The following is a 23,986-nucleotide window of genomic DNA, read 5'->3' as shown; positions in this document are numbered from 1 at the left end:
GAGGTGAAATGATGAAAGAGAAGAAAGGTTTTTTCCAAAAGTTTTTGGACATTGTTGAGAAGATAGGGAATAAATTACCCGATCCATTCGCACTATTTGTCGGTTTAGCAGTATTAATGATTATTGTTTCTTGGATTTTCAGTTTGTTTAACGCTTCTGTTGTCCATCCAGGTAAAGGTGAAGTCCTACCGATTAAAAGCTTGATCTCTGCAGAAGGTTTGCAGTTCATCCTCACATCGATGCTCGATAACTTTACGGGCTTTGCGCCGCTTGGCCTTGTTGTCGTCATGATGCTTGGTGTTGGATTAGCTGAAAAAGTTGGGATGTTAGACTATGCTGTACGTAAAACAATTTTGAAATCCCCCCCTTTCCTACTGACATACACAGTTGTATTCGTTGGGATCATGGGGAACTTGGCGTCAGATGCTGCAGTCGTATTAATTCCACCACTTGCAGCACTTGTCTTCTATAAAGTCGGCCGTCATCCTTTAGCGGGTCTAGCTGCAGGATTTGCAGGAGCAGGTGCAGGTTTCACGGCAAACTTGTTCATTGCTGGAACAGATGCATTGCTTGCGGGTATTACGACAGAAGCTGCACGGATCATGGATGAAACATTCATCGTGTCACCCGTAGATAACTGGTTTTTCAATATCGCGTCCGTTATCGTTTTAACAATTGTCGGGGGCTTGCTGACAACGAAATTCATTGAGCCACGTCTTGGTGTCTACAAAGGAGATGCTGTTGTAGACGAAGAGACGGAAGAACACCCGAAGGCGAAGAAGGCGTTCATATCAGCAGTTCTTGCAGGTCTTTTATATGTCATTCTAATTGTCGTAACGATTTACTTACCAAACAGCCCATTAACAAATGAAAACGGCGAATTACTTCCGAAATCTCCGTTCTTAAGCGGTATCATTCCGATTATCTTGTTCTTCTTCATTATTATCGGGGTAACTTACGGTATGGTTGTCGGCAAAATTAAGTCTAGTAAAGATATTAGCCACTACATGTCTGAATCCGTCAAAGACTTGTCTAGCTATATCGTACTCGTATTCGCAATCGCGCAATTCACTGCGTACTTCAACTGGTCGAACTTAGGAACATGGGTAGCTGTCAACGGTGCGGAATTCCTAGAAAGCGTCAACTTTACAGGAATGCCACTTATCATCGGGTATATTATTTTCACATCACTTATGAACTTCCTCATTACATCTGGTTCAGCAAAATGGGCTATTGAAGCACCAATTTTCGTACCGATGTTTATGGAGCTTGGGTATCATCCGGCATTCACGCAAGTTGCTTATCGTATTGCGGATTCATCTACAAATATCGTTACGCCGTTGTTCCCTTACATGGTCATTATTTTGGCGTTCATGCAGCGCTATGATAAGAAAGCTAGTATCGGAACGTATATGTCCTTAATGATTCCATATAGCCTTGTATTCTTAATTACATGGATCATTTTAATTCTTGTATTCTTCTATGCAGGCATTCCGTTCGGACCTGGTATTCCAGCACGTATGTAATCAATAATACAAACAACAATTCGTCATTTCAGGAGGCATTAGTATGCAACTAGAAGAACAAATGATTGACTGGAGACGTGATTTTCACCGATTTCCCGAGCAAGGTTTTCTAGAAATCCGTACGGCATCCATCGTAGCAAGCATTTTAGAACCGTTAGGGTTTGACTTACAGCTCGGTAAAGAAGTGATGAAAGAAGACGTATGCATGGGGAAACCCGATGCAGCTAAAACAAAAGCACATGTCACTTGGGCAATTGAAAACGGTGCCGTCGAACGCTTCCTTCCTTATTTTGAGGAAGGGTTCACAGGCATCGTTGCAACGCTCGATACAAAGCGCCCTGGTCCGACCGTTACGTTCCGGGTAGACATGGATGCACTGCCGATTTTAGAGGCAGATACAGCGGATCATACGCCTGCTTCATTCGGTTTCCGGTCAACTGCTGACGGATCGATGCATGCATGCGGGCACGATGCACACACGTCAATAGGTCTTGGACTCGCTACGCTACTTGCAGAAAAGCAAGAAGAGCTGAACGGTGTCATTAAGCTCATTTTCCAACCAGCAGAAGAAGGAACGCGAGGCGCAAAAGCAATGGCTCGTGCCGGAGTTGTAGACGACACAGATTACTTCATCGCCTCTCATATCGGTACGGGTGTGCCGCAACACCATTTTGTCGCTGCAAACAATGGCTTTTTAGCGACAACGAAGCTCAACATTTCGTTTACAGGGAAAGCTGCACACGCGGGCGGAGAACCGGAAGCCGGAAAAAACGCCTTGCTTGCCGCTGCTAGTGCTGCATTGAATATGCACGCCATCTGCCGACATTCAGGCGGTGACTCGCGCATTAACGTAGGTGAATTGCATGCTGGATCGGGACGAAACATCATCCCGAACCATGCCACACTTGTCGCCGAAACACGTGGTGAAACGAGTGACGTGAACAACTACATGAAAGAACAAGTCGAAAACATCGTAAAAGGCGCTGCCCAAATGTACGGCATTGACTATTCGATCGAAACAGCTGGCGAAGCGGTGAGCTGCAAATGCTCGGATGACTTGGCAAAACGCTTAGCCGATATTGCGAAGCATCATGCATTCATCCAACATGTGGACGTCACAAGTGAAGCGAACGCAGGATCAGAAGATGCAACTTACTTTTTGGAAGCGGTCCAACAGCGCGGTGGTCAAGCGACCTATTGCATCTTTGGCACAGAGCTTGCTGCTGGTCATCATCACGAATGCTTTGACATTAACGAAGACGCCCTACTCCCCGCTGCTGAAATTTTATTTGCCGCTGCAAAGGAATTAAGCCGTACGGAGTGAGTTATTTAATTAAAAAGGATGTTCCAGAAAATTGATTTCAGGAACATCCTTTTTTATGTCCAAACACGGGTCTTAATGAGTAGTTTTTAAAAACTTATCGCTATACTCAACAATTGTTTGGCATATCAAATCTGTTACAAATGCAACTCTGTAACAGCATTAAGTCAGTTGCATTGTCGTAATACAAGTATTATCGCCTTCAAATGTTGAAATAGTAGATTCAACCGTTTTATTGCCTTGTGTAATTTTCACCGACAAATTTTTATCGCGTGGTAACCACAAGTCAATAAATCCATTTTCTAGTGAAGTCATCGTTTCATCTACTACTACATTGCCCTCTTCATCTTTAATGAGCACGCCAAATTCCTCTCCAACTAATTCCCCTTGGCACCCAGTTAAGCTGTGGATTGCACAAGAATGAGTCGTTTCAACAAAGGGAGCAATCGAAACAAAGAATTCATCACTCGGCAAGTCGATTGTCGTTTTCTGACCTTTGTTCGTGACAATAAGTTCATGTGAAGTAATAGACGCTGTTACATCGTCTGGGAAACTTCCTACGCTATATTCATGTACCTTTTCTTTAATATCTTCGACTTCGCTTTTATTCCCCGAATCTTCCTTACTACAAGCAACCAAGAGAAGACTTACTAGTAAACCGATTGCTAAAATCAATCTTTTCTTCATAATGCATTTCACTCCTGTTCGTTATATGTTTCATCGAAGGTGATCAAGTTCACATTCAAGTGAACAGCTAGTGTCTCTATTCTAGCACAGGCAACTTTAGGATTTCACTGTCGGACGATGAACGCAGTAGACAATGACATTATGTAAAAAAATCACTGACTCGATCACGAAAGTTTGGCAATGTATATTTTTCGTATTTTATTAACCGTTAAAACGGATAAGATGATAGAAAAAATAATTACAAGTAAACTCAAAAGACCAAGATATAGAGAATGCCCCACATATAGTGGCGAATAGTTATAAAGTAAACTGAGGATGTAAAAATAAAGTATGGCAAATGCAATGATGAACAGGTAATAGATAGACTTTCTAGCAAAATCCAAGTGTGCGATCCCCTTTCCGCGCTTTGTGTTGATGAACAAACTACCACTACATTTCCCCTTTTTTATCCAATATCTACTACGAAAACTTCCAAATAGGGCTACCATAAATAGTGCTATGAGCATTAAAATCCATATCGATAACATACCGATTTCAGCAATGTCCTTCTTATGAATAGGCACAAAAATTAGGCAGCCAATCAGCATAATGTAACAGAATACATTGGGCACAATCCAAATAAGCCTTAATTTTGTGTTCTTCAAAACATCACCTTCAATGGTTATTTTTTCTGTCCCATACGTCTGTTAACTCTTAACAAGTTATGATCATTTTTCAATTTTACTTAATGTAGGCGTGTATCTACTAGTTAATACGATCACTTACGGCAGAAAGTTTCATATGAATTCTGAAATTTATCACCTTATTAATTTCCAGCAATCAACAAAAAATAAAAGCATGTTTTGAAATAAAAATCAAAACATGCTTTTATTCAAGGGCGGCTGACCCTATTATTCGTTTCCAACGATATTTAGACACCAAGTGAAGTTTTCCCAAGCGGAATTCCAGCCTGTGAAAATTTCCGTGGAGTCATCCCACCGGACTTCAAACTTCTTCTGTCCATCTACATCGACTAAATACAATTCGAGTGTCTTGTCCACTTTTGACACGGCAATTTTCATACCGTGTTGAAGTTCTTCCTCTGTGAACGTTACATCTGAAACTGAACGCACTTGCGCTTGTTCAAATACTTGCTTGTTCATAATTCGATAATTCATAGTAACCTCCAGCAATCCGATTATTCGTTACTTCCGTACATCTACTCCAAGTAGAACTACAGAAGTCTATTTTAAATGCATTCACCGGTGAAATCAAAAATGAAATGAATTGAGTTTATTCAAACAACTCTCAATCTGTGCAACATAAGACGTGTCGATTATCTCGAAAAACAATCCGTGGTATGATGAAATTCTGATGTGAAGGAGTGAAAACCAATGGACAATAAAGAAAAACAACTTTTTGCATATTATTACAAACAATTCGCTGAACGGTCATTTGACGAAAAAGACGTGCTAGCATTTCTGTTATTTGCCAAAAAACATGCGCAAGCCAATAAAGTACTAAACGAACTCGGACAATTCCTTGTCCAACGTGAACAGATGACAGGGTACGTTAAAAGCTATTTCGACCACTGCCAAGAAATCATTCAAAACCTCGGCAAAGGAAAAAAAGAGAAAATCGAGAATTTGTTCTCCTTTAAGGAAATCCGAAACCAGCTCAATGCCTTTTTCGTGGAGCAAGGATTGGATAAACTTTCACCTGAAGTGATCAATGATATTATGTTGTGCTTGATCGCTTTATTGCAAGACGTAAAACTTATCTCCCGTACGACAAATAAGAAAGTCGGCCACTTAAGCTTTGCCGCATCTAGCAAAGAGTTATTCCTGATGGGCAATATGCGGGTCTTACATAAAGGACGTTTCATCCCAATCACCTTCCCTGTGCTAACGGCTAGAAATAGCTATGAAAAGGTTACACCACGAGATCAGAATGACACGCCTTACCTCTTTGACGATGCACTCATTGAAGTGATGAATCATGAAGGTCAATTGGTCATTGCGTTCCCTACGATGAATTAGTAAAAATACGGATACAACCAATGCAAAAGGCTATATAATAACGGCAATGTAAACAGGCATAGCACCGTTGTCAAAAGGACACCAAACGAAGCAAAAGACGCATCCGCCCCAAACTTCTGGGCATAGACCGAAGTCGTTGTAGCACTCGGCATCGCCGACGTCAGCACAGCAACAACTAGCAATGGAAAAGGCACATGGACATAAAGGAAAAGCAGTAAACAAATTGGCAACACGAGTAAACGAAAAGCAGCTGCTATCCATAGATACCTGTTTATGCCGTATTGGCGGAATGTTTGCCATCGCATATCCGCAAGCAGACTACCGATGAGCAGCATCGATAATGGTATCGTCATCTTACCAATGCTTTCAACGGTTGCTACAAATGCTTCTGGCCAAGAAAGAGGCAAGACCATCATAACAATCCCGATTAAGGTCGATACAATGCCTGGATTGACGATCAAACCTTTCCAGTTCACCTTGTGTGCACCCTTTGTGAATAAATAAATGCCGTACGACCAAATAAGTAGCAAATAACAACTATTGAAAATCGTTAAATACACGATTCCCTCTTCAGCCATAAGCATAAAAATGATTGCATAACCAATGAATCCTTGATTGCCAAAAATAATGAGGCTTTCAAAGACACTTTTTTGTTGTTCAGGCAAACGCGCTTTCTTCCGTGAAATGAACGCGACAATGACGGAACTGCCGAGGATGAAGAGGGACATTGCCACTAACCACTCAAAAGAGATAAGCAGTTCTTTTGTAAGCTTCGTGTTCAATGAATAGATGATTAATGCCGGTAAAGTAATGTTTAACAGTAGTTGGGTACTGACATGATTCGTCTGTGTATGGAATACGTTTATTTTTCGTGCGATAAACCCGACGCTTGCAATCAGATACAACGGGAGTAACACTTGCATGAACGTGGCAATCGATAGCATCTTTAGCCCTCCTTTTCATATTGTTGTAGCGTATGAATGAATTAGCAAAGAGGTACGTAGAAGGTATCAACATAACGAAAGACTCCGTTTTTAATATCCAAATGAAAGATGCATGGGGGCAAACTGTCTCTTATGCATTTTTGTGTTGAGAGCCAATTTTCATGAGTGCTATCGTCCTTTTCATTTTATTGCGATAATAATTTTCAAGGAACGATGTATAGATTTCTTTCAGGATGGGTAAAGAGGATACATCACCGCAGAAGTGAACTGGAGGGATTTTGTTATGACAAAACAAGTAATTGGCGTTTATTCGACTGAACACGAAGCAGCTGAAATAGTGGAATCATTAAAAAAGGAAGGTTATACAACTGAAGAGATTTCGGTAATTGCTAAACATATTGAAACGCCGGATGCCGTAACACAGGAAATTAAACCGTCAACGAGAGATGGAGCGATTGCAGGAGCTGCAACGGGCGGTGCGATCGGTATGGCAGGCGTTCTAGTAGGGTTATCGACCGTTGTGATTCCGGGATTCGGTGCAGTGTTAGCGGCCGGCCCCATTTTGACAACGATTGGCGGTGCAGTAATCGGCGCTGGTACAGATGCTGGCGGATTAAAGCACGCATTGCTTGAACTAGGTGTTCCGGATGATGATGCAGAACAGTTTGCAGATGACGTTCAAAATGGAAAAGTGCTTGTGTTGGTTGATGCGAAAAAATGATGGATGTACTCTAACATTGAGTTGTGCATAGTATTCCAAGGTTTGGGTACAAGTAATAGAGACACAAGGATGAAAGGAGTAATTGAAATGGATAAGAACAAACAGCCACATGAACAGATGACTGACAAGAATAATAATCTCAGTTCAGCACAAGAAGTACTTTATCAAAAAGACTTCAATAAGGCGGATAAAGCGATAGAGCAAGAGGAAAACGATAACAAGTCTAAAGACAACTAATCAATGTGAGTGAATACAAAGTATTTAAGTAGCTGAAATACGAAAAAGGAAGAACAGCGCCTCTACCTAGCGGCATGTTCTTCCTTTTATTTAATAAATGATTGTCATATTGTCCATCGGCTTAGCTGTAACGGTTCCGTGTTTCACAAAATAATTCGCGATTAGTTCTGTCATATCCGTCTGAATGTCTTTCACAACCGGACACTCCCTGAAATACGGAAAATTCCCCGCACCCGTCGCTCTGTAATTATTCATGACTACTTCATACGTTTCTTCAGCTTCCAACGGTCTTCCATTATAGAGCACTTCCACAACACGGCTTCCTTCAGGCTTGCGTAAATCGATCGTATAATCGATACCCGTCCACAGATCGTAGTTGAAAGGCTGGGCTTTCGGTATCATAAAAGCATCAGATACGGCAGGAACACCATCGACCAATGTGAAATACGTTGCCGATTGCTCCAATGCTTCAATAATATAGCGACCTTTCACTTGTAACACCTTTAATGTATTAGGGAAGATGTAATTTGTCACGATATCGCGCATCGTCACATCTGGCTGAAATCCCCGACATACATCATTAAAGATGGCCATACATGAAATAGACGTGTCGCCTACTTCATTTTGAATCCGGTTAATAAATTCAGCATACGGATGCCCCTTCAATCGTGCAGTAAATGGGCTGTCAATGAGCATATTTCCTTCTATTTTTCCGATGTTTTGGTCAAGCCAGTTCTCGGTTTCCGTATGAATCGGTGCGATTAACGCGCTTATCGTTTCATTGACCGGTACATCGTCCATATAGATCAAGGATGGTTCGGCTTTTTCCAACTTTCCACTATCGTTTATCGTCAACTCAATTTTTCCGAGACAAACGCCTTTTGTGCCAGGCTGTACAACGGCTTTGCCGAATAAATGCTGAGCGATTTCGCGGTGCTGATGACCAGTAACAACAACATCAACCCCCTCAATTTCTTGACAAATTTGATAACCGACATTCTCGCCAGTCGTTTCAAGGACTGCCCCCGTTTCCAAATCACATTCGAATCCACCGTGATAGGCAATGATCATTACATCTATCTCATGATTGGCACGAAGCCATTCCACTTCTCTTTTCGCTGCTTTAAAGGAATCTTCGAAGAGTAGTCCTTCTATATGATTCGACGCTTCCCAAACTGGGACGAATTGTGTCGTTACACCAACAACTGCAATCGTGACGCCATCGATTTCTTTTAATACATATGGCTGCGTAAAGTACGTGCCATCCGTTCGTTTAATGTTTGCAGCAAGCCAAGGATAATTCGATTGCTCCACCACTTCATTCAAAACAGGCATTCCGAAGTTGAATTCATGGTTCCCGAATACCGCGAGATCATAGTGAAGTGCATTCGCTGCACTGATCACTGCGTTTTCCGTTCCCTTTACAAAGCTTTGTTCATAATAGGTTAACGGGCTTCCTTGAATGAAATCGCCATTTTCGATCAACAGAATGGAATGATTGTTCCTTTCTTCCTCGATGACGGTTGCCAATTTGCCTAATCCGAGTGGTAAATCTTCCACACCAGAAAAATCGGTCGGCATTATATACCCGTGTACATCACTCGTCACCAAAATAGAGATTTTTCTCATCGGACACCTCAATACATATTAGTAGCATCTATTTTTGAAATATATGTTAACAAATTCTTTACTTTCCTATTCTATCAAAGTAATTTATACTAGTCTAGTAGTCAAAAATGAGGAGGTTTATTCATGAAAAAATTAGTAATGTTGATGCTTGTACTCTTAATGGGCATTTCACTTGCTGCATGTGGATCAGATGACAAAAAGTCTGAAAGCAACGGAGACGATAAGACAATCGAAGAACTTTCGATCGCTTTCGTTCCATCGCGTGATCCTGAAGAAATCATTACAGCAACCGAACCGCTTAAAGAAATGCTAAAAGCAGAGCTCAAAGAACAAGGTTATGATGTAAGCAAAGTCAACATCACGGTTGGAACAAACTACGAAGCTGTCGGTGAAGCATTATCTGCTGGCACAACAGATATCGGTTTAATTCCTGGTGGTACATATGTCCTTTATGACGACGGCGCGGAAGTTATTTTGACAGCAACTCGTGCAGGTTTGAGCATTGATGCAGACGCTCCAGCTGAGTGGAATCAAAACAAACCAACCGAAAAGTCAGATGTACAAGCAAATTCTTATCGCGCACTTCTTATCGCTGGCCCATCTGAAAAAGGTAGAGCCCTTGCGGAAAAAGTGAATAATGGCGAAGAATTGACTTTCGAAGATTTAGACAATGTAAACTGGAACGTTATGTCTTCATCATCTCCAGCAGGTTATATTTACCCAGCTTTATGGTTAGATGAGAATTTCGGCAAAACGATTACTGATCTATCAAAAGTGGTACAGGCTGATTCATACGGAAGTGCATTTGCTCGTCTTGCTGCAAGTCAAACAGACGTACTCGTAACTTATGCGGATGCACGTATCGACTTTGCAGACAAATGGACAGCTGAGTTTGGTCAATCCAACTCAATTTGGGATGAAACAGATGTCATCGGTGTAATGCCAGCAATTTATAACGATACAGTGAGCGTAAGCAAAAACTCCGACAACATGACAGACGAGTTAAAAACTGCACTTCAAGAAGCGTTCATCAATATCGGTAATTCCGAAGAAGGTAAAGAAGTCATCGCAATCTATAGCCATGACGGCTATCAAAAAGCAAAAGACTCAGACTATGACAATGAACGAAAAGCACAAGAAATCGTTCAAGAACTTAGTTCAAACTAAATACAATGAAAAAAGGGGACATCTTGTGTGTTCCCTTTTTTAAGCAAAGGTAGTGATGTACGCATGATAAAATTTCAAAACGTAGAAAAAAAATACGACAACGGCTATGTCGCATTACATAATATTAATTTGACGATTGAACAAGGCGAGTATGTAGCCGTTATCGGATTATCTGGCGCAGGAAAATCTACTCTATTACGCTGTGTGAACCGGATGCATGATATTACGGATGGTTCATTAATCGTCAACAATGTGGAAGTATCTAAGCTAAGAGGAAGAGACATCCGAAAGTTGCGTAGAGGCATCGGGATGATTTTCCAATCATTCAACCTCGTGAACCGTATTTCTTCCATTAAAAATGTACTAGTCTCCTTTGTACCCGATATGCCCTTGTGGCGAAAGGTGCTTGGCCTCTATACAAAACAACAAAAAATTGCAGCATTGGAAGCACTCGATCGGGTGAATATTTTGGACAAAGCTTTCATTCGTGTCGACCAGCTTTCCGGCGGTCAACAACAGCGTGTCGCGTTAGCCCGCACACTTGCGCAAAATCCAAGCATCATTTTAGCGGATGAACCTGTCGCTTCCTTGGACCCTATTACCGCAAAACAAGTGATGACAGATTTCCAACGGATCAACAAGGAAATGAATATGACCGTCATCATTAATATCCACCATGTCGATTTGGCATTGGAATACGCTGATCGTGTTGTCGGTATCCGAAGTGGTGAACTCGTTTACGACGGTCCGGCAAATGAAGTGACTGAAGAGATTCTCGAACATATTTACAATGGAAAGCTTGAAGAGGAGCTGACTGGCAATTGAACATCTTAAAAGCAAAGTCAATTACATTGCCAAACGGAAAAACGGTTGCAGTTAAGCGCTCAAAGGCTCCTATTATCATTTTGATCCTACTCATTTGCTTCTATTATTCTGTCCAGATTACAGGGTTTGACGTTGAGAAATTAGTAAAAAGAATCCGAGAGTTATGGATGATTCTAGATGGCATGATCCCGCCTAATTGGGACTACTTAGACAAACTTTGGCAACCTTTATTCGACACCATTAAGATGTCGCTGTTAGGCTCCATTCTAGGTGCCGTATGTGCCTTGCCACTCGCCTACTTTGCCGCATCGAACATGGGGAAAAATAAGACGGTTGTCGTCACAACTAAATTCATCTTAAGCATATTGCGTACATTGCCAACATTGGTCGCAGCGCTAATTGCAACGTTCATCTTCGGCATCGGGACGATGGCAGGAACTGTCGCCATTTTCATCTTTACGATCGCTTATGTTGGCAAACTGTTGTACGAGCAAATCGAGAATGCTGATTTAAAGGCATTTGAAGCGATGCAGTCCATGGGGCACACAACGTTTTCGGCATTCCGATACGCCATTATGCCGCAAATCTTGCCAAACTATCTTTCAAACGCGATCTTCTGTTTCGAAGGAAATGTACGATACGCCGCCATACTAGGCTATGTCGGAGCAGGCGGTATCGGTTTAATGCTCAACGAAAGCCTTGGATGGCGTAATTATGCGAATGTCGGCATGATTTTACTATTGCTCGCTATCACAGTATTAATTATCGAAACGATTAGTGAATACATCAGAAAGAAATTACTATAAGGGTGGTCACAATGAATACAATTGAAAAACATTTATTAAATGAGCCAAAACGCACTGTGCAAAATGTGATCACCGCAGTTATAGTCATTCTCTTTCTCATGTGGTCATTAACCGCTATCGATTTATCGAATTTCACAAGCAATGGACTGACAATCGCCAAAAACATTTTGCACGGAATTGTGACACCAAACACAGAATTATTATTCACCTTTAACGAAAACGGTGTTCCGTACTTACTGCTAGAAACAATGGCAATCGCCTTTTTAGGTACAATCGTCGGAGCAATTCTTGCGATTCCGCTCGCTTTCTTGTCGGCATCCAACATTGTTCCAAAACCGATTGCGTTCATCATTCGTCTCTTGTTAATCTTTATCCGTACCATCCCTGCAATTGTGTATGGTTTAATGTTTATCCGTGTAACAGGACCTGGACCGTTTGCCGGTGTGATGACGATGGCGTTGGTCTCAATCGGAATGCTTTCTAAGCTCTTTGTAGATATTATCGAAGATTTGGAAGTAAATATCCTCGAGTCTCTAGAGTCGATCGGATGTACAACTTTCGAAAAGATCCGTTACGGCATCATTCCCCAACTTTCGGCAATGTTCCTATCCGTCGCCATTTACAGGTTTGACATGAACTTGCGGGACGCAGCCGTTCTCGGATTAGTTGGTGCAGGCGGTATCGGTGCCCCACTCATTTTCGCGATGAATGGTTATAAATGGTCCGAAGTCGGTTCTATTTTGATTGGTTTGATGGTATTGATTTTACTAGTTGAATTGTTGTCGAATAAAATTCGCAATAAAATTGTGCGAGGGTATTAAATTGTCATCCAAAGAACAACGTCTCATTTAAGAGACTTGTTCTTTTTTTGTGCATGCTATTGACAGAACAAGTACTTGCTTTTTTGTAGGCATACATTTATAACAATAATCCCCTTTTAAAAGTTTGAATAATTTGTTATTTTACTTGATTTTTACGAACGTTTGTTTTATTAAGAGTGTAACGAAATGGAGGGATGTACGTTGGTTACTGTCGTGAAGGAAGATATGGAAGTTTACGGTTCTGAATTACTAGAGCTACGAAATGATTTTGTTTTCAAATCGTTTTTCACAGATGAACGGAACAATCGGTTGCTTCTGCATTTTGTCAATTCAATTTTAGGAGGTACGATTAAGTCTTTACAGTTAATGGATCCTTTGAATACGAAAAAGTATGCCGTTGATAAGTTGTCCATCATGGATTTGCGTGCGACGACTGAACTTGGGGAACAAATTAACATAGAAATGCAATTGGAAAGACATACTGCTTTCAACGAACGCATGCTGTATTATTGGGCGAGTTTGTATAGTTCACAAATAAGAAGTACAGATCCGTATGGACAGTTGAAAAAAGTAATCCAAATCATCATTTCGGATTTTGAAATGTTGCCAATTAAAGACATTCATAGTACATTTCAAATTATAGAACCGAAAAAAGGACTTCTCTTTTCTAAGCACTTGGAGATACACGTAATTCAATTGCCAAAAGAACTGCAAAAGCCTCTAGATGATATGAATGCGCTCGAAAAATGGCTACTGTTTTTTAGAGGAAATCAAAAAATGAAGGAGGAAATCGCGATGGAAAGTTCCGCATACAAAGAGGCATTTGAGGAAATCCGTAAACTAAGTATGGATCCCGAAACGTTCCACCTTGCTCTTAGCAGGGAAATTGCGCTGCGTGACCATATTCAACGGATGGAAGATGCTGAAAAGCTTGGACTTAAAAAAGGAATTGAAAGAGGCATCGAGCAAGGGATTAAGCAAGGCGTTGAAAAAGGGCGTGAAATCGGAATCGCAAAAGGTATCGAGCAAGGCATCGAGCAAGGAAAGGAACAAACCAAAAAGGCGTTTGTTTTGAAAATGCACGATGAATCTCTTCCTTTGGAATTAATTTGTAAGCTTGCTGATTTGACGGCTGAACAGGTACAAAACATCATTGATAACCGAGCAAATCAGTAATATTTTCTGTTAGGAAGCTACTGAGCGTATAAATGAAGAAAGTAACCATCCTACATACTCACTCACATGAGCAAAGGATGGTTATTTTCATTTTTCGTATTTTTATAAGATGTACTTCTACTATTGGCCTTCATTGTTAGTTGACCATCCCCTTGTCGAACAATGTGTCAATCCCTTCTCAACGTTGGTACAATGACTTCTCTCGCTTACTATATTTCAGTCGCCAACTTCCACTTTGCTCATCTCCTCTTCCCATCTACTTTGGAATTCAACCATCCGCACTTCGGACTCCTCATTGCTTTGAATATACGTAAGCACTTCTTCTTGGCTGTACACCCTCCCACCTTTCACAATGCGATGGATGTTTTTCGTATGCTCGATCGCTTCGAGTGGATTCTCATTCAAGATGACGAGATCAGCGATGTACCCTTCTTTAATTGCGCCGATGTTCTCAAGATAGATGGATTGCGCCGCACGGATTGTTGCAGCTTGTAACGTTTCCATTTCAGTTAGCCCAATCTCTCTGAATAGCTCTAACTCTCGATGCAGCGCCATCCCTGGGAACGTGTACAAAAGCGCAGGCGTATCGGTCCCTGCTACAACTGTGCCACCCAGGTCAAAATAGGTCTTCGTCACAAGTTTCGTAAAAGCATGCTGATTACAAAATTGCTGTTTAATACTGTGTACATGTTGTTCCATGCTCTTCCAATGGCTCATCAAAATAGCATGTTCTTCGAGAGAACGTATCACCAGATTTTCCGGCGACCAAATATGAGGATACCGTTTCGACTGATCGTTGCAAACAAGCGTTGGACAGAGCTTCACTTCATATTGGAGCATCTGTTTACAAAGTTCTCTAATCATCTTCTCGTCAGGATTCTCCCAATCAATATGACTCCATTCCGCTTGATCTGCAGTTGGGTACCACCCCGGATAGAGGGACTGTACAAACCCTGAAGCATGCTCGAACCACGTAACGCCTAGCCGTGCCGCTTCCAACGCACTCACTTTTTGGGAATGAATCAAATCGCAAGCGACTTCCAAATCAAATTTATGAGCTTCTTCAACCGTTGCCTGAATAACCTCTCGATTGGCTAAACCATAAGTCTTGATGAAATGAACACCGGCTTCCGCCTGTCTTCGCACTTCCTGTCGGGCTTCTTCAGGATCTTCTGTAACAAAGTTCCCGAAACTTGTTGGCCCCCACAGTCCCGGCTCGCCATCAATCATCCGATCTGCGGAAAAGACACGAGGTGTAGGTGCATCAAGCGGCGCGTTGAGCAAATCCTCAATCAGCATCACATTACTCGCTGGATTTCGTACGGTCGTCACTCCAGACGCCAAGAAATGTGGCGCAAATCTACTTTGGATATGACAATGCATATCGATCAAACCCGGGATTATATACATACCGTTCGCATCAATTATCTGAAGGTTTTCTGGCAACCTTTCATCCACCTTATACATCCGCTTAATTTTTGTTCCTTCAATTTCAATTGAGCCGAGGAATGATTCCCCTTTTTCAACATCAATAATCGTCCCATTTTTTATTAGATACTGTTTTGCTTCAGCCATATTAGCCGCCTCCTCATGTATAATGGAATTATCTTATTTTTATTGTAAATTGAATCTTTCAAAGTGATTCATTAATTTTCATATAGTGGAATTGGGGCGAAGTAATGAAAGCATACGGGGAAACACTACGGCAGATTCGGGAGCAAAAAGGACTGACGATGAAGGAATTGGCGGATGGGATTTGCTCGATTTCATTCCTATCGAAATTTGAGCGCGGTGATTCCGATATGACACTTGGGCTGTTCACGAACATATTAGAAAAAATGATGATGAGTTTTGATGAATTTTTGTTTGTGCACAACGAGTTCCAATCGAGCCAACTTGAACAGTTTTTCAGAGCGGTTCACAACGCATACACACAAGGTGATTCGGATGCACTAAGGAAGTTAAAAGAGCAGCAAACGAAAAAGTGGCAGCAATTCGGGGTAGAAACCCATCAGTATCATGTGTTAATGCTACATATGTATGAAGGGATCCTTGACAACAAAAGGATGGATGAAGAAGTAACCAAAGAGGACATTCAACGATTAGCAGATTACTTCTTCCGCATTGAAGTATGGGGGCTTTATGAATTCATACTCTATAATGCGACGCTATTTTTTCTTGAACCGGAAACCGTGCTCCTGCTTTCTCGAACCGCATATGAAAAAAGTATTCGATACAAGGATTTCCAAAAGGTAAATGACGTCATTACGACCATTCTCATGAATTCAATTACGTATCTATTGGGGCCTGTCACTGACTTCACGCACGACACGAGATTTCAAACAGAATTGAACGAGTTCTTTTCCTACCTGCACAAGCTCTCACTACCTGAACACAAATTATTTGAGCGGGCAAACTTGTTGCAGCTCAAAGGTGCTTATAAATTGCGATTGGGAGAAACAGAACAAGGGATTACGAAGATTCGAAAATCGATTTATCTATTTAGAGAATTAGGTGCTGTTGGGCAAGCGAAGCGGATTGAGAATTATTTAGAGCTGATTTTGGTCTATCAAGAACCGGGTTCACTTTCTACGAGACAATGATGAAATGAAATAGCAGGTTTGGCAATTGGTAACGTACTTTCGACCGTAACTACGAAATCTCCTATCGCAAATATGCAGACTCAAAATACGAATTCGTCATCTCTTTCGAAGACAAATACGGACAGAATTTCCGTGTCATAAAAGACGTCACCCCCTATACGTACCAGCAATACAACGTGGGAGACAAGCTACCGATCGCGTACCGCGACGAAAATCCGTATGATGTATTCGTCCATGGCACTTCGATCGAAGATGCCATTCAACTGTTGTTCACTTGGCAAATACTCGCCTATACCATCATTACGGGCGTAGTCGTTTTTAGCATACTGTTGAAGTAAAGGGCGCGGAAGAAAAAACGATAACGATCGATTTGCATCGTCTACTCTGTCACCAATCTAAAATGGCCAGGTTCTTCATTAAACGAAGAAGAACCTGGCCATCTGTAGTTCCTGTCAATCAACCGTAATTTATTCCCGTGTATATACTTGCTCATCGGCGTCCAGCCAATCAAAGAAATCCGTCCGGTTCAAATTAAACGTATAATAAATTTCCTTTACTTCTGGATGTCTGAGGATAATTTGTGTCATTGTATTCAACAACTCGAATTGATCCTGAGGTGTCGGTACCCTATGATATGCGTAAACGGGACTAGGTATAAAACAGCAGCACCTTTTTGGTCCACGTAAGCACCGTAAAGACCATGTTTCAAATCGCTTCCAAATAATTCATTCGAAGGACGACTTCCCTGCATATGTATCCAATTTCAAAACACCTTTAAGAAAATCTCCTGTGTCACATCTTCCGCTGCAGCATGGTCTTTCACATACGTATACGTAAGGCGCTTAAGCTCTTCACCGAATCGTGTCATCAGTTTTTCAATTTGCATATCTTCCGACAGCCCACACAAATCTTCGTGATCCACACCATACGCCCCCTTTCCCTACCTGTTAGACGACGCTCGGTAACTATCGGTTCCAATAAAAAAACCGGGTTTCAGAATGAAGAAAGTTCATCTGGACACCCGGTTGTGGTGTATTTAGTTATTCAATGAATTTTCATGTCCACCCTATCGTACATGTGAACGAATGCACCCTAATTACACATTTACGCTCCCGGCGGACCTTAAATGTTGGATGTGATTTGAATTTTGCTCCCATTGCCGCATTAGCTCGAGTTGACGATTTTTAAGCTCAACATCAGGCTCCGCAATGGCTTCGATTCGATTAAATTTGGTATTGAAGATCGCCGAATCCTTCATCTTTTGATAACCTCCAAATCCCATATCATCATTTAACAACCAGACGACTCGTTGAATCTTTGCAAAAAGAATTCCGCCTGTACACATGGGACATGGCTCCAATGAGCTATAGAGGGTAAAGGCTTTGTTATGTATTTTCGCGTCAAAAATAGCTTCTCCCGCATTTCGGATCGCATCGATTTCTGCATGCGCCGTTGCGTCTTTAGCGGTATGCACTCTATTACGTCCCTTTGCAATCACATTGTATTGATCATCCACAAGAATTGCTCCGACGGGATACGTATTCTGCTGAAGCCCCATCTCTGCCTCTTCCAATGCCATTTGTAAGAAAACCTTATCTCGATCTGTTATCACGTTCGACCACTCCTTTTGATAAATACTTCTACATGAAGAGTTACAATTCCTTCCCACTACTTCTGCTAGACTACAGGGAATCCTACTTTCACTGCAGCATTTCTCTCATCTTTTCATTTTCCTCTTTATCCAAATGCGTCACTTCTGCTATGAAATCCACTGGCGTTCCCTTTCTTAACATTTCCACGACCACTTTTTTAACACCTTGTTCCAAACCTTGCTCCAAACCCTGTTCCAACCCTTGCTGAACGCCCTTTTCCCATTCCAGATCAAAAGCATTCTTACTTGTCGGGAAAGCGTTTTCCTTATTGTATAGCTCCATTAGCTCCGTCTCCTCTCGAATAATGGGCAGTATGAGAAAAAGCCAGGTTCTAGAACAATCTCAAATTCTAGTAGAGCCTGGCACTGTTAAACGATAGAGAATCACACTTCACTGCAACATTTCCCTCATCTTTTCAATTTCCTCTTTTTCCAAATGCGTCACTTCTGCTATGAAATCCACTGGCGTTCCCTTTCTTAACATTTCCACGACCACTTTTTTTACACCTTGCTCCAAACCTTGCTCCAAACCCTGTTCCAAACCCTGTTCCAGGCCCTGCTGAACACCCTTTTCCCATTCCAGATCAAAAGCATTCTTACTTGTCGGGGAAGCGTTTTCCTTATTGTATAGCTCCATTAGCTCCGTCTCCTCTCGAATGATGGGCAGTATGAGAAAAAGCCAGGTTCTAGAACAATCTCTAATTCTAGTAGAACCTGGCACTGTTAGACTACAGGGAATCCTACTTTCACTGCAGCATTTCTCTCATCTTTTCAATTTCCTCTTTAGCCAAGTGCGTCACTTCTGCTATGAAATCCACTGGCGTTCCCTTTCTTAACATTTCCACGACCACTTTTTTTACACCTTGTTCCAAGCCTTGCTCCAAACCCTGTTCCAAACCCTGTTCCAAACCCTGTTCCAAACCCTGTTCCAAGCCTTGCTGAACGCCCTTTTCCCATTCCAGATCAAAAGCATTTTTAATTGTCGGGGAAGCGTTTTCCTTATTGTATAGCTCCATTAGCTCCGTCTCCTCTCGAATGATTGGCCGAATTTCGTTTGATAGCTGTTTCGTATAGGCTTCTGGCAATTGTAACAAGTAGTCGATAAAATGAAAAACGGCTTGCACTGCGGTGCGTGAGTAGTTTTGATTCCTGATTAGCTCACGCATTAGCTTACTTTTGAACAGATAGCGTTGATGGGCTTCGTCTTTCGTCTGATGTAAAACTTTTGCGGCTAATACAATCTTACTAAAAATATTCTCGGAGCGTTCCAATTCATCATTAGAATACGCTTCCGTTCGGTAATTTCGATAGGAATAGTTTAACTCAGTCCCTAAATAATTGTACGTAAAACGTTTTGGAATGGTATTTTTGTAAGGTGATGTGTGAACAGCGATGGCAACAATCTTTTCTTGATAGCGATCGTAGATGCGATAGAAGTAGCGGAACATTCGTTCAGGAAAGTCAGATTCATTCTTGCTTTGGACTTCGATATGGATAAGAATCCATTGTTCCATACCATTTTTCAGTCGGACTTTCGCCAATCGATCTGCAAATCGCCGACCTTTTTTCTCGTCTGCAATCTCCTGAAACAGTTCCTTGTCCAAAAAATCAGTGTGCTGCTGAAAGTCAATCTGTGCGTGTAATTCCGGTGAAAAAAACAATATAAAATCCTCGAATAAATCACCAAGTACTTTCTTCCATAAACCATCCTGATCCGACGAGCCGCCGTCATAAGTCACTTCTTCTTCTCTGACCCATGCCACCGCCATTTTTAACACACCCCCATCTGTATTTTCAGATTACTAAATAAATGATAACATAACAAGAACATACGTTCAAATTATTCATTACAGAAAGAATATGTACAATAATAAGCCCACGTACTTCATTCACGTAATGACGGAGAGTATCACTATTATTACCAGCCCTATTTTTTTCATTACTATATGCATTTGAATGCATTGACTAACTTCTCCCATACATTTATCAATTCTTGTGTCCTGATCAAAACTTAATGCTTCTAGCCATTCGCACAAATCCAAGTAAAGAGCATGGAATACTTCTGATACCACGCCTTATTTATACAGCTGAAAGCATATTTTTACTTTCACTGTAATACCAACCATCCCTTCTTGCATTTCAGTGAAGTTCCTTACGAAAACCTTTTACGTATTCAAACCATAAAACTCTTTGTACTTCTCCTCTAGGGCCATGGTGCTTTGCTGGACCGCCTGAATTTTCGCTCCGTTCTTAATCAACTGCTCCAAATACAGTTCCACTTCAAACGCTGGATCAGTGGTCAGCGCGTTAGCGAGTGGGTGGAAAGGCAAATTGCTGTCCGCCATCAGCTGGTCCACTGTCTGCCCATCCCCTAACTGTACATCGATCTGATAAGATACTTTGTCAACCAACCCTATATTGGTCTGAATCAATTCCCCTTCTTTTATAAACCAAATCGCTTTCGTCATGTCCTCCAAAATATCCAAGTTATGCGTCGAGACGAGAATACCAATCTCTTGCGCGGATAAATCGCGGATCAACTGCTTCAATTCAATGATGCTCGTCGGATCCAGGCCATTGAACGGCTCATCCATCAAAATAACAAGCGGCTTGGTTAAAATGGACAAAGCAATGAGCAAATGCTGCCGCATGCCATAGGAATAGGATTTGACAGGATCGTTCACATAGGAGCGGATGCCGATGCTGTCAATTACCTCTTCAATCGCTGTTTTGTCAAGCCCATAGACATTGGCCACGAACGCCAAATGATCATAGCCCGACAAATGCATATACAAATAATTATCACTCGGCAGGAAGGAAACATATCTGAAAAATTCCGGCGACTGATTCGAAACCCCCTGCACGGATACACTTCCTACATCCACCTCTTCCAGCGCAAGGATAGAACGCATGAGCGTCGACTTCCCCGCCCCGTTCGGTCCAACTAGCCCGATGACTTCCCCGGCAGCCAGCTCAAAAGTGACAGCTTGCAGGACAGGTCTTTTTCCATACCTTTTCGTTAATTTCTCCACTTGTAACATAGTTATCACGACACCTTTCCCTTATTTGGAATCAATCCCACTAAGAACAGCACAGTTCCAGCGGCGATAAGTACGAGACAGCCCGTTCCAACATTGACGAGGGGCGACTCCAACAAAATCGATTGCCAGCCATCCACAACATGCCATGTATTGAAATACAAAAATGGATTGAACATCATATACAGAGAAGGATATTGGCTCGCAAACAGATATCCAGCAACTGTAATGAGCAGCGTTGCTATGACAACAGCGTACTGGTTTTTCATCCACCTTCCGATAAAACTGAACAGGCTGTTTAAAAAGAAAATTTGTGCCAAAATGAGAGCCACGCTTTGCAAGACCATTCCTTGCACACTATCGAATGAAAAATAAACATTGTCGACAGGAGAAAAAAATTGTCCCTCACCACTTTCAGTTTCTTCGATGGCGTATGTCGGAATTGGATAATCCGCTTCCCCATACCCGCCTAGCAACCAGCTGACGACGAAGGCAATCCCACCGCTGAACAGGAAGAATAGACATGCAGTTGCCAGGTTGTATGCCCACTTGCTGACGTAGACCGAGCGGAGGTGGAGCGGTTTTGTTACCAGGAAATGGACGGTTCGATCCGGCCGATGCTCCTCTGCCAAGCTCACCCATAACACGAAAACAAACAGAGCTAGCACTGACCACACAATATTATGATTCATGTAGAAAAAGGCGGTGAATATTGCGCTGTGCCCGTATTTTTCATTTTCCTCTTGTACCATTTTTAATAAACTTGCAAGTTCATTGCTAGGCTCCCTGCTTGGATCGTCGAAATTCGATATCCATAATCCTCCAATAGGCCAAGGCTGCATTTCTCTTTCTTTTAACAACTTTTGCTGCTCTTCCGATGCCATTGTTGTTACACTCCATTGATTGGATTCCAATTCTTTGTAAGATTGAGAATTGCCTGGGCCTAGTGATTTCAAAGTTTCCCTGTAGAGATGATGAAATGCAGGTGTATTTGCTTTCTTTTTAACCTCTTCCAATAACGCAATACCCTTCTCCATAACCTCTGAAAATTTTACGAGAGGAGTCTCATCGGTTGAATCTACTTTTTCTACTTCCTCTTCTTCCTCCATCAATTTGTATTTGAACTGGTTCGAGATGAAAAAACTTTGTAGTTCTTCAATCGCTTTGACGATTTTTCCATCGACGGACTTGTATTGCTGATTCACAAAAATAGAAGTGCCGACACTGATACCCGTAAGCAATAGCAGTACAAAAAATATTCGTCCATCGCGTCTTCTCTTCAGATGCTCAAATTGAATAAGCTTTAACTGCGACTTTGGTTGGTAAGGTCTGCGGCCACTTGCCCTACCCTTCATCCGCAGCAACATGCGCTTTGAACGGAAGATTGGATAGGAAGCACCAATTAATATCAATAAGAGTAACAGCATACCCACCAAATAGATGATGAATTGGTTAGACGGGAATAGACTGGCATCATAACCCACTACGAGATGAATAGGGTTCAACATGGAAAAGCCAAGTTGCTCAGCAAGAAGATACAAGCACAAAAGCGGTAAAAAGATGAAGCCTGCTAAGACGCCTAGCGATACGCGCTGCTTGCATAGCCAAGATGCCACCACCAATAGCAAGGAGACGAAAATCCCCCAACCAATCGGCAGGTAAAGGAGCCACCTCCATGCAGGCACAATCGCCGTATTCCCTCCAATCGCGACCTCTAACGGGTAATAAACGGTCTTCAAATTACCTGTGAAGAGTGGTGGCAGAAAGGCCAGAACCACCGAAAACAAAAGGTAGCCAACCATGAATAGAAAAAAGGAAAAGACATAGCCGTAATAAATAGCCGGATTCGATAGCGAATTCACCTTGAGAAAGTCAAATGTCCGGTTGCGTTCATCAGTTGTATATTTATAGCAGAACATAAGAAGAAATATAAGCGCCGTCAGTGGATTAAGCAACAGATGTAATAACTGCTTAGTGAAAAGAACCGTTTTGACTGGGGTTTGCTGCTCAGTAAATGGAAGATCGTGTTTTGCTAAGTCGTTCAATTTATCTTTCTCAATTTCTAAAAGATCTTCATTTTCAAAATGAATAAAATTATATTTTCGATAGTCTAAATACTCATTTATAAATGCCAGGTTGTCTTTTGCGATATCCATATCGCCTTCTGACAACCTTTGAGAAATCCGCTTTACATAGTTCTCTTGCACAAGTAAGCTATCTAGCGCAAATTGCTGATTCTCTGGAAGTCCTACATACCTTTTTTTAATCAATGTTTTGCTAATTAAAAAATCCAGAGATTCCTCCCGTTTGTCAAAAGCCTGCTGCAGTTCATCTTGGGTAGAACTAATCTGAGCATTATTTATGAATAGCAAGGAAGACGTAATCAGTAATATGACAAACGCTAGTAAATAAATATATTTATTTTTCCTTATCCCTTTTGCTACGAACTTGACGACCTCTCTCATCTGTAGCCCTCCCCCGTCAACATGACAATCCAGTCGATTTATTAGCATTTAAATTACTTCATCACTAGGCTTTCAGATTCCATTTTCAATTCGGCTTTAAGTGAGCTGGCGAGCATATTGTATATGCAAGCGCTTCCAATTTTAGTTCCTGTCGTAAACGTTCTTGTTTGATTCGAACACCTAGTATCGTGTCAAACACACTTAGATAGCAGTTACCATATTCTAACATGAATAGTGATGAGACGGAAGGTAACTTTATGAACTACCATTGGTAGATTGGGAATAAAAAAAAGCAACCTCTCGCAAAAGCAAGAAGCTGCCACATTCTTTTACATACGATGAAAACTGATT

General features: G+C 41.6%; 24 protein-coding genes. 12 read left to right on the top strand and 12 right to left on the bottom strand.

What is annotated here, in order from left to right; translation table 11 throughout:
* Positions 1-8 precede the first annotated feature (8 nt).
* Both NRI27_RS08150 and NRI27_RS08145 read left to right on the top strand, forming a co-directional pair.
* Positions 9-1,526: an AbgT family transporter gene (locus NRI27_RS08150; RefSeq protein WP_371390263.1), complete on the top strand. Its 1,518-nt coding sequence runs from the start codon at positions 9-11 to the stop codon at positions 1,524-1,526.
* 43 nt (positions 1,527-1,569) lie between these two features.
* Positions 1,570-2,850 (top strand): amidohydrolase, encoded by a 1,281-nt coding sequence (locus NRI27_RS08145; RefSeq protein ID WP_371390262.1) that lies wholly within the window; start codon positions 1,570-1,572, stop codon positions 2,848-2,850.
* Positions 2,851-3,009: 159 nt separating this feature from the next.
* Here the strand turns inward: NRI27_RS08145 and NRI27_RS08140 are convergent, their stop codons facing one another.
* Positions 3,010-3,534: a CueP family metal-binding protein gene (locus NRI27_RS08140; RefSeq protein ID WP_371390260.1), complete on the bottom strand. Its 525-nt coding sequence runs from the start codon at positions 3,532-3,534 to the stop codon at positions 3,010-3,012.
* 890 nt (positions 3,535-4,424) lie between these two features.
* Positions 4,425-4,691, bottom strand: a complete 267-nt coding sequence (locus tag NRI27_RS08135; protein ID WP_317943842.1) for a hypothetical protein — start codon at positions 4,689-4,691, stop codon at positions 4,425-4,427.
* A gap of 216 nt (positions 4,692-4,907) precedes the next feature.
* Here NRI27_RS08135 and NRI27_RS08130 point away from each other — a divergent pair, with 216 nt between their 5' ends.
* The gene (locus NRI27_RS08130) at positions 4,908-5,552 is read left to right on the top strand and encodes a hypothetical protein (RefSeq protein WP_371390259.1); all 645 of its coding nucleotides are present in this window, start codon (positions 4,908-4,910) and stop codon (positions 5,550-5,552) included.
* On the opposite strand, the gene NRI27_RS08125 is transcribed toward NRI27_RS08130, so the two are convergent.
* A complete protein-coding gene (locus NRI27_RS08125) occupies positions 5,549-6,496 on the bottom strand; it encodes an AEC family transporter (protein WP_371390258.1) in 948 nt (315 codons plus the stop codon). The genes NRI27_RS08130 and NRI27_RS08125 overlap by 4 nt on opposite strands.
* Positions 6,497-6,779: 283 nt before the next feature.
* On the opposite strand from NRI27_RS08125, the gene NRI27_RS08120 reads away from it, so the two are divergent.
* Positions 6,780-7,217, top strand: coding sequence for a general stress protein (locus NRI27_RS08120; protein WP_371390257.1), 438 nt, complete (start codon positions 6,780-6,782; stop codon positions 7,215-7,217).
* 69 nt (positions 7,218-7,286) lie between these two features.
* Positions 7,287-7,454 (top strand): YfhE family protein, encoded by a 168-nt coding sequence (locus NRI27_RS08115; RefSeq protein ID WP_371390256.1) that lies wholly within the window; start codon positions 7,287-7,289, stop codon positions 7,452-7,454.
* Between the two features lie 90 nt (positions 7,455-7,544).
* On the opposite strand, the gene NRI27_RS08110 is transcribed toward NRI27_RS08115, so the two are convergent.
* Positions 7,545-9,083: a bifunctional metallophosphatase/5'-nucleotidase gene (locus NRI27_RS08110; protein ID WP_371390255.1), complete on the bottom strand. Its 1,539-nt coding sequence runs from the start codon at positions 9,081-9,083 to the stop codon at positions 7,545-7,547.
* Between the two features lie 123 nt (positions 9,084-9,206).
* On the opposite strand from NRI27_RS08110, the gene NRI27_RS08105 reads away from it, so the two are divergent.
* The 5 genes from NRI27_RS08105 (at position 9,207) to NRI27_RS08085 (ending at position 13,878) form a co-directional block, all read left to right on the top strand.
* Positions 9,207-10,250 (top strand): phosphate/phosphite/phosphonate ABC transporter substrate-binding protein, encoded by a 1,044-nt coding sequence (locus NRI27_RS08105; protein WP_371390254.1) that lies wholly within the window; start codon positions 9,207-9,209, stop codon positions 10,248-10,250.
* A 63-nt stretch (positions 10,251-10,313) separates the two neighbouring features.
* Positions 10,314-11,075: a phosphonate ABC transporter ATP-binding protein gene (gene phnC / locus NRI27_RS08100; protein ID WP_371390253.1), complete on the top strand. Its 762-nt coding sequence runs from the start codon at positions 10,314-10,316 to the stop codon at positions 11,073-11,075.
* A 2-nt stretch (positions 11,076-11,077) separates the two neighbouring features.
* Positions 11,078-11,881, top strand: a complete 804-nt coding sequence (gene phnE / locus NRI27_RS08095; protein WP_371390321.1) for a phosphonate ABC transporter, permease protein PhnE — start codon at positions 11,078-11,080, stop codon at positions 11,879-11,881.
* Between the two features lie 11 nt (positions 11,882-11,892).
* Positions 11,893-12,702, top strand: a complete 810-nt coding sequence (gene phnE / locus NRI27_RS08090; protein ID WP_371390252.1) for a phosphonate ABC transporter, permease protein PhnE — start codon at positions 11,893-11,895, stop codon at positions 12,700-12,702.
* Positions 12,703-12,903: 201 nt separating this feature from the next.
* The gene (locus tag NRI27_RS08085) at positions 12,904-13,878 is read left to right on the top strand and encodes an Rpn family recombination-promoting nuclease/putative transposase (RefSeq protein ID WP_371390250.1); all 975 of its coding nucleotides are present in this window, start codon (positions 12,904-12,906) and stop codon (positions 13,876-13,878) included.
* Positions 13,879-14,094: 216 nt separating this feature from the next.
* Here the strand turns inward: NRI27_RS08085 and NRI27_RS08080 are convergent, their stop codons facing one another.
* Positions 14,095-15,453: an amidohydrolase family protein gene (locus tag NRI27_RS08080; protein ID WP_371390249.1), complete on the bottom strand. Its 1,359-nt coding sequence runs from the start codon at positions 15,451-15,453 to the stop codon at positions 14,095-14,097.
* A gap of 104 nt (positions 15,454-15,557) precedes the next feature.
* Between NRI27_RS08080 and NRI27_RS08075 the strand changes: the two genes are divergently transcribed.
* Together NRI27_RS08075 and NRI27_RS18040 are read left to right on the top strand one after the other, a co-directional pair.
* On the top strand, positions 15,558-16,481 hold the full coding sequence (locus NRI27_RS08075; RefSeq protein ID WP_371390248.1) for a helix-turn-helix domain-containing protein: 924 nt from the start codon (positions 15,558-15,560) through the stop codon (positions 16,479-16,481).
* Positions 16,482-16,657: 176 nt separating this feature from the next.
* Positions 16,658-16,819 carry a hypothetical protein gene (locus tag NRI27_RS18040; protein ID WP_483316076.1) on the top strand — a complete coding sequence of 54 codons (162 nt, stop codon included), beginning with the start codon at positions 16,658-16,660 and terminating at the stop codon, positions 16,817-16,819.
* A 425-nt stretch (positions 16,820-17,244) separates the two neighbouring features.
* On the opposite strand, the gene NRI27_RS08065 is transcribed toward NRI27_RS18040, so the two are convergent.
* The 7 genes from NRI27_RS08065 to NRI27_RS08035 all read right to left on the bottom strand — a co-directional run bounded on the left by NRI27_RS08065 (position 17,245) and on the right by NRI27_RS08035 (position 23,635).
* Entirely contained in the window at positions 17,245-17,403 is a 159-nt protein-coding gene (locus NRI27_RS08065) for a sigma factor (RefSeq protein ID WP_371390247.1), read from the bottom strand.
* A 174-nt stretch (positions 17,404-17,577) separates the two neighbouring features.
* On the bottom strand, positions 17,578-18,093 hold the full coding sequence (locus NRI27_RS08060) for a nucleoside deaminase (RefSeq protein WP_371390246.1): 516 nt from the start codon (positions 18,091-18,093) through the stop codon (positions 17,578-17,580).
* Positions 18,094-18,181: 88 nt separating this feature from the next.
* On the bottom strand, positions 18,182-18,415 hold the full coding sequence (locus tag NRI27_RS08055) for a transposase (protein ID WP_371390245.1): 234 nt from the start codon (positions 18,413-18,415) through the stop codon (positions 18,182-18,184).
* A gap of 108 nt (positions 18,416-18,523) precedes the next feature.
* Positions 18,524-18,769 carry a transposase gene (locus NRI27_RS08050; protein WP_371390244.1) on the bottom strand — a complete coding sequence of 82 codons (246 nt, stop codon included), beginning with the start codon at positions 18,767-18,769 and terminating at the stop codon, positions 18,524-18,526.
* A gap of 109 nt (positions 18,770-18,878) precedes the next feature.
* The gene (locus NRI27_RS08045) at positions 18,879-19,901 is read right to left on the bottom strand and encodes an Rpn family recombination-promoting nuclease/putative transposase (protein WP_371390243.1); all 1,023 of its coding nucleotides are present in this window, start codon (positions 19,899-19,901) and stop codon (positions 18,879-18,881) included.
* Positions 19,902-20,297: 396 nt separating this feature from the next.
* On the bottom strand, positions 20,298-21,173 hold the full coding sequence (locus tag NRI27_RS08040; RefSeq protein WP_371390319.1) for an ABC transporter ATP-binding protein: 876 nt from the start codon (positions 21,171-21,173) through the stop codon (positions 20,298-20,300).
* A gap of 5 nt (positions 21,174-21,178) precedes the next feature.
* Positions 21,179-23,635, bottom strand: a complete 2,457-nt coding sequence (locus NRI27_RS08035) for a hypothetical protein (protein ID WP_371390242.1) — start codon at positions 23,633-23,635, stop codon at positions 21,179-21,181.
* Positions 23,636-23,986: the final 351 nt, after the last annotated feature.

This window comes from Sporosarcina sp. OR05, assembly GCF_041414805.1.
Taxonomy (GTDB): Bacteria; Bacillota; Bacilli; order Bacillales_A; family Planococcaceae; genus Sporosarcina; species Sporosarcina saromensis.
Note: the sequence above shows the minus strand (reverse complement) of the source record. Positions and strands in the feature narration are given on the sequence as shown.